This is a genomic window from Nonomuraea mangrovi (assembly GCF_042681425.1).
GTDB lineage: Bacteria > Actinomycetota > Actinomycetes > Streptosporangiales > Streptosporangiaceae > Nonomuraea > Nonomuraea mangrovi.
Window position 1 is genome coordinate 432,930 of record NZ_JBHUFV010000003.1, and the last position, 12,113, is coordinate 445,042.

8 protein-coding genes are annotated in these 12,113 nt (G+C 72.7%); 4 read left to right on the forward strand and 4 right to left on the reverse strand.

Annotation, left to right across the window (positions count from 1 at the left end):
• The first annotated feature begins 133 nt into the window (after window positions 1–133).
• A complete protein-coding gene (locus tag ACFSKW_RS02220) occupies window positions 134–2,644 on the forward strand; it encodes a cation-translocating P-type ATPase (protein ID WP_379569174.1) in 2,511 nt (836 codons plus the stop codon).
• 10 nt (window positions 2,645–2,654) lie between these two features.
• The gene (locus ACFSKW_RS02225) at window positions 2,655–4,034 is read left to right on the forward strand and encodes an MBL fold metallo-hydrolase RNA specificity domain-containing protein (protein WP_379568537.1); all 1,380 of its coding nucleotides are present in this window, start codon (window positions 2,655–2,657) and stop codon (window positions 4,032–4,034) included.
• 60 nt (window positions 4,035–4,094) lie between these two features.
• Here ACFSKW_RS02225 and ACFSKW_RS02230 read toward each other — a convergent pair whose 3' ends face one another.
• The 3 genes from ACFSKW_RS02230 to ACFSKW_RS02240 form a co-directional block, all read right to left on the reverse strand.
• Complete coding sequence (locus tag ACFSKW_RS02230) at window positions 4,095–6,869, reverse strand: poly(A) polymerase (protein WP_379568539.1); 2,775 nt, start codon at window positions 6,867–6,869, stop codon at window positions 4,095–4,097.
• Window positions 6,869–8,602 carry an RNA ligase family protein gene (locus tag ACFSKW_RS02235; RefSeq protein ID WP_379568541.1) on the reverse strand — a complete coding sequence of 578 codons (1,734 nt, stop codon included), beginning with the start codon at window positions 8,600–8,602 and terminating at the stop codon, window positions 6,869–6,871. Before ACFSKW_RS02235 ends, ACFSKW_RS02230 begins: the two co-directional genes overlap by 1 nt.
• 111 nt (window positions 8,603–8,713) lie before the next feature.
• A complete protein-coding gene (locus tag ACFSKW_RS02240) occupies window positions 8,714–9,394 on the reverse strand; it encodes a GntR family transcriptional regulator (RefSeq protein ID WP_379568543.1) in 681 nt (226 codons plus the stop codon).
• 356 nt (window positions 9,395–9,750) lie between these two features.
• Between ACFSKW_RS02240 and ACFSKW_RS02245 the strand changes: the two genes are divergently transcribed.
• A complete protein-coding gene (locus ACFSKW_RS02245; RefSeq protein ID WP_379568545.1) occupies window positions 9,751–10,344 on the forward strand; it encodes a carboxymuconolactone decarboxylase family protein in 594 nt (197 codons plus the stop codon).
• Window positions 10,341–11,210 (forward strand): PhzF family phenazine biosynthesis protein, encoded by an 870-nt coding sequence (locus tag ACFSKW_RS02250; protein WP_379568547.1) that lies wholly within the window; start codon window positions 10,341–10,343, stop codon window positions 11,208–11,210. The genes ACFSKW_RS02245 and ACFSKW_RS02250 overlap by 4 nt, the downstream gene beginning before the upstream one ends.
• 59 nt (window positions 11,211–11,269) lie before the next feature.
• Here ACFSKW_RS02250 and ACFSKW_RS02255 read toward each other — a convergent pair whose 3' ends face one another.
• Window positions 11,270–12,055, reverse strand: a complete 786-nt coding sequence (locus ACFSKW_RS02255; RefSeq protein WP_379568549.1) for an alpha/beta fold hydrolase — start codon at window positions 12,053–12,055, stop codon at window positions 11,270–11,272.
• Window positions 12,056–12,113: the final 58 nt, after the last annotated feature.

Below are 12,113 nucleotides of genomic sequence, written 5' to 3' on the forward strand. Positions count from 1 at the left end.
ACGGGCGGTCGCACCGCATCATGCCGGGCCGAGGGCCGCATCGAGGACCTTCGGCCCTGTTCAGGCTGCGCGGTCACCACGAAGACTGAGATCACGGACCATGGGTTCACCGGAGGGAACAGAGGACGAGCGGATGTCGACGACCACTCCTGCTCCCAGAGGCCTCTCATCCGCCGAGGCGGCAGCTCGGCTCGATCGCGATGGGCCGAACCTCCTACCGGAGAAACCTCCGGTGCCACTGTGGCACCGCATCCTCACCCAGCTTCGTGACCCCCTGATCCTGGTCCTGCTCGCGGCCTGCCTTTTGACCGTCGTCACAGGCGACTGGAGCGACACAGCGGTGATCATGCTCGTGATCGTGGTCAACACCGCGGTCGGCGTGGGACAGGAGATCAGGGCCGACCGGGCCATCACGGCGCTGACGCGGCTCACCGCCCCGGTGGCGAGAGTGATCAGGGACGGCATCGACCGGCGGATTCCCGCCGCCGACGTGGTGGTGGGTGACCTGCTGGTGCTGGCCGAGGGTGACATCGTGCCCGCCGACGCCACGGTGACGGAGTCGGCGGCCCTGCTCGTCGACGAGTCCGCTCTGACCGGCGAGTCGGTCCCCGTGGAGAAAGCTCGCGACGAGCCGGTGTCGTCCGGAACGATCGTGGTCAGAGGACGCGGACGCGCCGTGGTCATCGCGGTCGGCGTGGCCAGCGCCACCGGCCGTATCGCCGCCCTGATGGCCAAGGGATCGGGCCTCACGCCCCTGCAGCGGCGCCTGATGGGCGTCGGCCGCCTGCTGGCAGGCGTCACCGTCCTGCTGTGCACGCTGGTGCTGGTCCTCGGACTGGTTCGCGGGCAGCCGGTCGAGTTGATGGTGATCACGGCGATCAGCCTGGTGGTCGCGGCGGTCCCGGAGTCACTTCCCGCGGTCGTGACGTTGAGCCTGGCGTTGGGTGCACGCCGGATGGCCGCTCGCAACGCGCTGGTGCGAAGGTTGCCCGCCGTGGAGACGCTCGGCTCGGTGACCGTGCTCGCGACCGACAAGACCGGAACGCTGACCGAAGGCAGCATGGTGGTCAGGCGGCTGTGGACACCCGCAGGCGAGGCGACGATCTCCGGCTCGGGTTACGCGCCGGAAGGCGAGATCACCGGGGACGGAACCCTCGACGACCGGAGCCTCATGGAGCTGCTGACCGCGGCCGCGCTGTGCAACGACGCCACGCTGTCCATGGGCGACGAGGGTGAGTGGACCGCGATCGGCGATCCCACCGAAGCGGCGCTCCTCGCCGCCGCCGCCAAGGCGGGCCTCCATCGTCCTGAGCTGGAACGGAGATTCCCCAGGAATGCCGAGGTTCCCTTCGACAGCGGGCGCAAGCGCATGACCACCGTGCACCGAACGGCAGGCGAAGGCGGCATCGTGTTGTGCAAGGGCGCCCCTGAGGCGCTGCTTCACCCTCCTGTCCTCCTGGACGACCCTGCCCTGATGGCCCGCGCGAGCGAGCGGGCCGGCGAACTCGCTCAGGCCGGCTACCGGGTCCTGGCCGTCGCCGGCGCCCGGCCGGCCCACCTCCCTGCGGTCGCCGACGAGAGCGGCCTGTCCCTGCTCGGCCTCATCGCGATCATGGACCCGCCACGCCCCGCGGCCGCGGCGACCATCGCCGCGTGCAAGCGGGCGGGCATCCGACCGGTCCTGATCACCGGCGATCATCCTGGTACGGCCCGCGCCATCGCCACCGACGTCGGCATCATCGGACCTGCGGACCTCGTGGTCGACTGCCGCGCCGCCGGCGAACTCGACGAGCAGGACGCCGCTGTCTACGCCAGAGCCACACCAGAGGAGAAACTCGTCCTCATCCAGAGCATGCGCGATCGCGGCCAGATCCTCGCCATGACGGGGGACGGCGTCAACGACGGGCCCGCGCTGCGCCGCGCCGACATCGGGGTCGCCATGGGCAGGCGCGGCACCGAGGTCGCCCGCCAGGCCGCCGATCTCGTGCTCGCCGATGACGACCTGAACACCGTGGTGGCGGCGGTCGAGGAAGGACGCCGGGTCTACACCAACATCCGCCGCTTCCTCGTCTACGGCCTGTCCGGCGGGGCGGCCGAGATCGCCGTCATGCTGCTGGGCCCGCTTGCCGGCCTCGCGCTCCCCCTGCTGCCCGCCCAGATCCTGTGGATCAACCTGCTGACCCACGGCCTTCCAGGCGTGGCCCTGGGCGGCGAGCCCGCCATCCCGGAGACCATGGCCGCCCCGCCCCGGCCGCCCTCCCAGAGCATCCTGGGCGCCGGGCTGTGGCAGCGCGTCATCCGTATCGCCGTCGTGCTCACCGCCGTCTCCCTGGGCGTCGGCCTGTGGGCCCACGAGACCGGCCGGCCGTGGCAGAGCATGATCTTCTTCGCTCTCGGTGCCGCCCAGCTCGGTGTCGCCCTCGGCTCGCGTACCAGGCCCGGCTCGCTGGCCAACCCCATGCTGCTGCTCGCCGTCGCGGGCGCGTTCGTCCTGCAACTGGCCGGACTGTACCTGCCGCCCCTGCGGGAGCTCCTCGGCACCGAGCCACTGGCCGCGGGCGATCTCCTCGTCGTCACGGCGCTGTCGGTCCTCGGCTACGCCGCCGCACGCCTGGACAGGATCCTGCATCCATCAGGAAAGTGAGGGCCGCGACATGCGCGGAGCCAGCTTGACGTTCCTCGGCGGCGTCGGCACGGTCACGGGCAGCAAGTTTCTGCTCGACCTGCCCGACGACGAACGCCTGCTCCTGGACTGCGGCCTGTTCCAGGGGCAGCGCGAGCTGAGACGCCGCAACTGGGCCACTTTCCCCATCCCGCCCTCGACCATCTCCTCGGTCGTGCTCAGCCACGCCCACCTCGACCACTGCGGCTACCTGCCCGCTCTGGTACGGCAGGGCTTCAACGGCCCCGTCCACACCACGCCCCGGACCGCGGAACTGACCTCGATCGTGCTGCGGGACAGCGCCAGGCTGATGGCCGACGAGGCCGACAACGCCAACGCCTTCGGCTGGTCCGTCCACGACCTGGCCCTCCCCCTCTACGACGACGAGGACGTCACCCGCGCGCTGCGACGACTGGCGCCGGTCGAGCACGGCCAGTTTGTGCGGCTGCGCGGTGCCCGGCTGCGACTGCACAGGGCCGGCCACATCCTCGGCTCCTCCTGGACCGAGCTGGTCCTCGACGACGGGCGGACGCTCGTGCACAGCGGCGACCTCGGCAGGCCTGTCCATCCCCTGCTCCGGCCGCCCGAGGCGCTGTCGCATGCGGACGTCCTGCTCGTCGAATCCACCTACGGCAACCGGCACCACGACGACAGCACGACCATGCAGGACATGGCGCGGGCCATCACCAGGACCGCGGACCGCGGCGGGTCCGTGCTCATCCCCGCCTTCGCCGTCGACCGCACTGAAGTGATCATTTACCGGCTGCGCGAGTTGAGAGACGCCGGGCGCATCCCCCGGCTGCCGGTCTACGTCGACAGCCCTATGGGGCTCGCCGCCAGGGACGTCTACCTCGACGCCATCCACGCGCACGACGCCGAACTGCGCCACGGCGTGACCGGTGACGACATCGACCCCAGCTGGGTGCGAGAACTCGTCACCGCCGAGGAGTCGATGACCGTCAACCAGCCACGCCATCCCTGTGTCGTCATCTCGGCCTCCGGCATGGCCTCAGGCGGCCGTGTCCTGCACCACCTCCGCCACATGCTGCCCGACCCGCGGATGACCGTGCTGATCGTGGGGTTCGCCGCGCTCGGCACCCGAGCCCGCGACCTCGTCGACGGGGCCACCTCCCTCAAGATCCACGGCCACTACGTCCCCGTGCACGCCGAGATCGTCGATCTCCCGGGCTTCTCGGTCCACGCCGACGCCGACGGCACCCTCGCCTGGCTGTCCACCATCGACCGGCCGCCGTCTGTCACCTACGTCGTCCACGGCGAACCCGACGCCGCCCAGACCCTCCGCGACCGCATCAGCGAGGAGCTCGGCTGGCACTCCGTGGTTCCCCGGTCCGACGAGCGCGTCCTGCTCTGAGCCCCTGCTGGTCACGGGGGCCGATCCAGGGAGCCGACGGCCCCAGGTCGCCGCGCGTCCTCAGGCCAGCGTCGGTACGGCACCGCATTCGGCGCGTTCGACCCTGACCCCGGGCAGGCCGCGGACCCATCCACCGGCGATCTCGGCGAGCCGGGCAGCGTCCGGCGGCGTGCGGCCCAGTCCGATGGCATACCGTGCCGATCGGGGCGCCGTCTCGAACGGGCGGGGCCAGGCGTGCGCGTCGGGCACGCCGGCCTCCTCCAGCGCGGTGAGCAACTCCAGCATCCGGCCCCTGACGCGCCCCAGCGTCGCGTCGAACTCCTCGGCCCGTTCGCGGTGCAGGGTCAGCACGGCCCACGCCGCGTGCCGGCGGTGGAGGGGCGGCGGCGAGAGCAGTTCGGCGCGCCGGCCGTCCTCCAGGAGCTCCCATGCCCGGTAGAGCTCCTGCGTGAGCAGGTCCCGGCCGCCGACGGTGACCTGGCGCGCGCAGTTGCGCATCGGGTCGCTGGGCGTCATCACCGTCATCGGGGCCGGCTCCCCCGGGGTGGCGGCGGGAGTGAGTGCGACCGGGTCCCGCCAGTCCCAGGCGGCCCACGTGCTGAAGAAGCGGGACAGGAGGTCGGGGTCGTCGCTCTCACGTACGGTGCGCGCGGCCAGCACCGCCCAGGCCACGCCCGGCAGCCCGCCGAACGGGGCCGAGTCCAGGCCGCGGGCTCGCGCCCATGCCTTCACCTGCCTGGCGAGACGGGCGAAACGGGCGTGTTCGGCACCGACGGCGGCGCGGATCGTGTCCGCGTCGCTGACCGCGCTCAAGGCGATCGCGGCCGCCTGGCCCAGCTCGGCGCGGCGGGCCGGGGCCTGCGCGGGAGCAAGCGTCCCTGTGGCCACCACGGTCAGGTCGACGTCCAGGCCGGTCGCGTGGAACCGCAGGCCCGGCACCCTGGCGCCGATCACCTGCCGCACCCTGGAAGCGCCGGGCACGGCCGCTCGTACCCGCGTCCGGACGTCTTCCATGTCCGTCTCGCCGGGCAGCGCCGCCACCAGGTCCAGGTCGGCGGCCGCGAGCTCGCATCCCATCCGCCGGGATCCCGTTACGTGCACGATCCCCGGACGCAGCGCCTCCGCCAGACGCTCCGTGACCTCCCCGGCCAGGGCGGCCGTGCCGGGACCTGGCGGCTCGCCCGCCTCGCCGGCCATCCAGCGGACCTCGCCCGTTCCCAGAGTGATCACCGCGCGCGGGCGCATGGGCTCGTCCCCGCGGCGCGACAGCAGCACCATCTCCCCGACCCGCGCCGTCATCCCGTCGAGCCGGGCGGCGAGCCGGCCCGGATCCGCGACGCGGCCCAGCGTCAGGTGCGGCGTGAACCCCTCCGTCCGTCCTCCGCATCGGGGGAAGCGCGGTTCCAGCGCCCGGCGAAGGCGGGCCCACGGCTCCTGGCCGTCAGCGGCGGGGTCGAGCCAGACGGTCGCGTCGTTCCGGTGCCGGAAGGCACGCACTCCTTCCAGCCGGGCGGTGAAGGGCTCCACCTCCGCGGCCGCCGCGGCCAGCAACGGCGCCGCCGCCTCGAACTCCGACTCCGGCACGAAACCGAAGAGCAGGTTGACGTGCGGCGGCCAGCGGTCGACCCCCGGATCGTGCTCGCGGCGGACGTCCTGGATGGGCGGCCACAGCTCCCGTGGCGGCACCCACGCCACCGCCGTGCGCGCGGTCGGCGGCACGTCGAGTACCCCGGCGGGCGCGGTCCCCGCGAGGTCGAGGACCGCCTCCACCCCGTAGTGGTCCGAGATGTACAGCCCTTCCGGGGACGGCGTGTCACCGCGCAAGGCCGCCGAGACCACCCGAGGCCGGCCGCGCAGCAGGACCCGGTCCAGCCGCGCGGCCCGCCCGGTCAGCGAGGAGAGCGCCGCGAGCGGGTTGGCACGCGGATCGAAGGTCGGAGTCTGCTCCGGTCCGTGCACCTCCGTCCAGGCGTCCCGGAGCCCGAGCGCTGCCGCGGGGGCGTCCGTGCCGTCGTTGAAGTCGCCCAGCAGGATCAGGTCGCCGTCCACACCGGCCAGTCCTTCGGCGATGGCGGCCAGCTCGGCCTGCCGTCTGGCGGCGCTGTCGTCGGTGCGGTCGCTGGTCAGGTGGGTGGCGGCGACCACGAGGGGACCGGCCGCGGTGTCCACGACGATGGCGGCCACGGCCTTGTGCGGCCCGAGCCCGTGCCATGCCGCCTCCCGCACGGGCAGCCGGCTGAGCAGCAGCAGCCCGCTGTCGTCGACGTCGGCGCCGTCCGGGCCGGTCCCGATGGCGTAGCGGGCACGTACCCACGGGGCCGCCAGCAGCATGGACAGCAGCGCGGGCTCGGCCTCCTGCAGTGCGATGACGTCCGCGTCGGCCTCCTCCAGCGCCTCCAGCAGCAGCCGCCGGCGCCGGGTGGTGTCGATGCGCTCGCTGTCGTAGCGGTCCCACAGCGTGTTCCAGGTCAGGACCCGCAGGCCGTGCGTCGCGGGCGTCCCCTGTCCTGAGCCGGGGCGCCAGCCGCCCACCTGGTCCCAAGCGTGCGGGGTCCTCGCCGTGAAGAACGGCGCCCGCAGACGGCGCGGCTCCCGCGCCCGGCCGGCGTCGCAGGTGTCGACGCGATCCAGACCGGTGGCGCGGTCCCAGACCAGCTCGCCGTCCGCCTCGACGAACAGCACCCGATGCCAGGGAATGTCGCCGCCCGGGGCGAAGGCGGGCAGCGGGATCCGCTTGGGGGCGGCTCCCCGCTGGCCGACGCCCAGCACGAAACGCGACGGGTCGAACCGCGGATCCCAGCGCACCCGGTGGTAGATCTCCTCACTGGTACGCATCACGCCTCCTCCGCGTCCACGGCGCCGACCACGTCCTCGACGGTTCCGGACGCGCCGACGTACCAGATGCGGTGGGCCTGGCCGGGATACGGCGGGACGAACCGGCGTGCCTGCGCGGCGAGCACGTGCGGCGGCACCGGGTGCTCGCGGCGCTCGTTTCTCCGGTGCAACTCGTCCTCCTCCACCAGCATGACCACGTACGTCGTCAGCGCGTCGCGGCGGCGCGCCACGGCGTGCACCACGGAGCGCTGGTGCTGGTTGAGCGACGTCGCGTCCCACACCACCGTGGCGCCGCCGGTCAGCGCGGCGTCCAGCCGGTCCAGGCACTCGCCGAGCACTTCCCTGTTGTCCCGCTGGCCCGCCCGCGAGCCCCGGGCCTCGCGCAGCTCGTCCAGGGACAGGCGCACGTCGATCCCTGACAGGCCCGCGGCGAATGTGCTCTTCCCGCTGCCCGAGGGCCCGACCAGGTGCACCAGCCGGGGGAACCGTCCGGACCGCCACCGCCAGGTCGCCGCCACGGCCTCCTCGACCGTGGCGATCCGTCCGCCGGCGTACGCCTCGCGCGTCTCCGCCCAGCACCGGTCGGCGGCCTCCCTCCCGAGCCCGGTGAGCGCCTCCCGCAGGCCGGTCCGCAGCGGCTCCAGCGGCCCCGGCCCGAGCAGCCCGGCCTCCTCGGCGTGCAGCGCCGACCATTCGACCTGCTCGCGCGCCTCGTCGTCGGCCTCTCCTGCCGGCACGGACGCGGCGACGGCGTGCAGCACCCCGAGATCGGCGGCGGACGCCATGCGGACCAAGCCTGCGCGTCGATCCTCGTCCGGATAGGGCCGGCGCAGGCCGGCGTGCAACCCGACCAGGTCCGCGACCCGCCGCGCCAGCGGCATGCCCAGCGGCCCCGTCAACCGTGCCGCCAGCCAGGCACGCGGCATGGCGTGCAGCGCGGCGGCGAGCACCCCCGCCAGCCGGGCGTCCCCGTACCGCCCGATCGCGTCGAGCCTGCTCGCCACCTCGGCCACCGCCGCGCAGGCTCCGGCCGGGTCCTTGCCGGCGACCTTCACCGCGGACAGCAGGGCGGCCGCGTCGGCGTCCGCTCCCGAACGCACCGACCACAGCGCCGCGGCCGGCCCCAGGCCGTTGGCCACGACGGCGGCGTGCATCCAGTGGGTGTCGGTTCGTACGTGCTCCCTGCGCACCCACTTGGCCACGCGCCCGGCGAACTCCTCCCGCCCGAACCCTTCGACGGTCCGGACGACGTACCCCTCCTGCCGCTGTGTGTCCAGTCGCAGCCCTCGCAGCACCCGCTCGTCGAAGACGCCACGCCACAACACCGGCGGCGCAGGAACGCCCAGCTCCCGCAGGAAGGCGACCGTTCGGTCCCAGTCCAGGCAGCGATCACCGGCCCAGACCGAGAACCCGTAGAACCAGCTCTCCAGCTCCTGGTAGGCGATGGAGTGCCGGGCGTACACGTTCTCCCCGCACACCCGCCATCCCGCCGGGATCCGCGCGCCGATCCGTCCCTGTAGCCCCTTGACCCACGCCCGGGAGGGGTGGTGGGCCGAGTCAGGGGACCGCGCGTGCATCCCGTCGGGGTACAACGTGGTGTTCTCCCCGTCGAGCTTCTCGGTGACCACGACCTCACGCCCGCGCAGCCCGGACAGCTCGCCTGCGCGCACGTCGTCCGCTGTCGCACCGGGCGACCAGGGCAGATGAGGGGTACGCGGATAGTGCACGCGCATGATCCCTCCCCCTGACGACTGGCGTCACTGTACAAGCGCCGAGAAATGCGGATCTATCGAATTAATGCGGGCCGGGGTGGGCCGGCCTCTCCGCCCGAGGCATGCTCTCCCTCAGGTGCGCAGGCCGTACCGGCCGCCATCACGTGGGGCGAGGTACGGGAGGCGTTCGAGGACGCGATCAGCCCCGCTGTTCCAGTTGGCGTGCAGCGATGCCACCGCGGCCGCCACGTCGTCACGCAGCAGGCACTCGGCGATCCGCTCGTGCTCCTCCGCCATGCGCTCGAGCACGTCGGCGTCACCCCCGACAAGCCGCACGTACCTGCGGATGCCCAGCTTCAGGCTGGCGATCAGCTCGACCAGCCGCTCGTTGGGGCAGCAGCTGAGCATCAGGTCATGCCACTCGTCGTCGTAGCGCTCGGAGAGGCCTTCCCCGGTGCCGAGCGCGGAGAAGTCACGCGCCTTCTCCAGCAGCGTGGACGCGATCCTGCGCAAGTCAGCGGGGTCGGACAGTCGCAGCGCCAGCGCCTCCATGGCCGACAGCACCTGCGAGAGCTCCCTGAACTCCTTCGCGCTCAACGGCGCGAACCTGAACCCCCTGCCCTGCTCGCTGCGGATCACCCCCTCGATCTCCAGCGCGATGAGCGCCTCGCGCAGCGGTGTGCGGCTGACACCCATCGAGGCCGCAATCTGCCCCTCGTTCAGCGACTCCTCGGGGCCGAACTCGCCCCGCTCCAGCCGCCTGAGTAATTCGCCCTTGATCTGCTCGCGCAGCGGGCGGCGATCGATCCGCATGGCCCCTTCCCTCCCCGTGATGATCAATTAATATCAGGCCGCGCCGGCGTCCTCGTCCGGATCACGCCGTCGCGTGCGGCCTGGCGCGCGGTGCTCGCCCGGATCGACTTCGTCGAGCCGGCCCGATCCCCCCGGGCCCCCGGCTGATGAGCGGTCATTCCGCGGTGTCGCCGCCCGTCTCCCCGGCCCATCGCAGGCTTCAGGCGTTCAGCGGCCCGAGCGCCTCGACGAGGTCCTCGCCGAGCCGGATGAGGCGGTAGCCGCCGTCGTGCGAGGTGCTCCGGCTTCCATGTCGCTTCCTTGTGCTTCGTTTGTCGAAGCAGCATAGTGGTTCGAAAATCGAAGCAGGAGATCGAATGTCGCGCATCGAACCGCTCAGCCCGCCCTATCCCCCGTCCGTCGAACAGGCGCTGCGCCGCTGGATGCCGCCCGGCGTGCCGTACGAGCCGCTCACGTTGTTCCGGGTGCTGCATCGCCATCCGGAGCTGGCTTCGCGGATGTTCGCACTCGGGGCCGGGCTGCTGGGCCACGGGCTCCTGCCGGCCGTCGACAGGGAGATCGTCATCGCCCGGGTGACCGCCCGCGCCGGCTGCGGCTACGAGTGGGGCGTGCACGCCGCGACCCTCGCCCAGCAGGCCGGTCTCAGTCTGGAGCAACTGCGCGCGACCGCCGTTCCGGGCGTCGACGCCTCGTGGCCGCCGCGCCACGCGGCCCTGCTCGACGCGGTCGACGAGCTGCACGAGACCGCGCGGCTGTCGCAGCCTGCCTGGGACGCCCTGCGCATCCATTACGAGGACGCGCAGCTGCTCGAATTCCTCGTGCTGACCGGCTGGTACCGGACCATCAGCCACCTGGCGAACGGACTCCTGCTGCGGGAGGAGCCCTGGGGCACTCCCTTCCCGGCCTCTCACGGAAGCCTCCCCGCATCGCGCGGAGGGGACTGTCGATGAGCGGCTACGGCCTGCCCGTCACGATCGTCCGCGCCTGCCTGCGCGACGGCGGCGGCGGCAGCCCCACCGCGGTCATGGAGGAAGCGCCCTTGACCGACGACCAGCGCCGCCGCATACCGGTCCTGATGGGAACCTCTCACGCGGTCTTCGTCCATGCTCACCACGGCCGATCCGAAGATCCCGCGGCTTCCCTGCGCTTCTTCACCGCCGAGGGAGAGCTACCCGCGTGCGGTCACGGGACCATCGCGGCCCTGGCCTTCCTCGCCGAGCGCGCCGGAGTCGAGGACTACCGGGCTGCCCTCCACACGTCGAGGCGCGCCTTCGCCGGCCGGGCCGTACGGGAGAACGACCGGGTCGACGCCGCCTTCGACGCCGGGCCCGTCAGCCTGCGCGAGCCCACCGCGATCGAGTGCGACCTCGTTCTGCGCGCGCTTGGCGTCACCTCCGACACGCTCGCCCCCGGCACCCGCGTCGCCGCGATGGGGCGGCCTCGGCTGCTGGTCCCCGTCTCCACGCGCTCCGCTCTGGCCGCGCTGGTCCCGGATCTCGCACGGCTCCGCGCCGCCTGCGATCGACTCGGTCTCCTGGGCTGCTACGTCTACTCCACTCCGACACACACCGGGCGGGTCGCGGCCCGCATGTTCGCCCCGTCGATCGGTGTCGCGGAGGACATCGCCAACGCCAACAGCACCGCCTGCCTCGCTGCGCACCTGGCCGGTCAGGGCGACACCGACCTCGCTGTCGACATGGGCGACTCCCTCCGCGCCCCCTCCACGATCACCGCCACCACCCGGCACAGCCGGTCGGGCCCACTGGTCCGGCTGGGCGGCGCCGCGGAGATCACCCGCATCGTCCGCCTGCCGTGACCTCGCGGGCGACATCCCGTGCCGGTTGTCCACGGCGGCAGGACGACCGGCACGAGTCCTCAGCCGGTCACGCCGGCAAGGAAATCGACGACCACCCGGCCGGCGACCTCGCGGAACTCCTCGAAGTAGGCGTGCCGCGCACCCGGGATGAGATGCAGTCGCGCTCCAGGGATGCGGCCGGCCAGCAGCGGTGCGTTGGCGGCTGGGTTGAGGACGTCGTCGGCGCCGTGAATCACGAGGGTGGGCGCGACGATGCCGGGAAGGACGTCCCAGCTGTCATGGTTCGCGCTGGCGGCGAGATGGCGGCGGCGGGCGTGGGCGGGCATACCGGGATCGCCGGTCGTGCGAAACGGGCCGGGGTGGGTGGCCAGCCACTCCGGGGTGTACATCAGCTCGAGCAGCGCCCGCTCGGCGGCGGCCCGGTCACGCACGGCCAGCGAGCGGCGCACCTCCTGACTTCGCTCCACCCCGTGGGCGCCTCCGGGAGACGTGCAACCCAACACGAGCGCCGTCAGCCGCTCCGAGTGGTCGGCGGCCAGCCACTGGGCGACCCGGCCGCCCATGGAGGTGCCATAGACGTGCGCGCGCTCCACGCCGAGCTCGTCGAGTACGGCCAGAGCGTCGAGGGCGAAGCCGCGCGTCGTGTAGGGCTCGTCGGGCTTGTCGCTGTCCCCGGTGCCGCGGTAGTCGAAGGTTACGGTGCGGTAGACGGCCTCGAAGTCCGACCGCACGCCGTCCCACCAGTGGTGGTCGTTGGATTGGCCGGGGAGCAGCATCAGCGGGTATCCGTCGCCGCTCACCTGGTAGGACAGCTTCACGCCATCTTTTGTCGTCGCAAAGGGCACGTCACCTATTGTCGGCCCTCCATGATGGCGGGTGCCGGCCCCGAGCCCGTCAGGCACC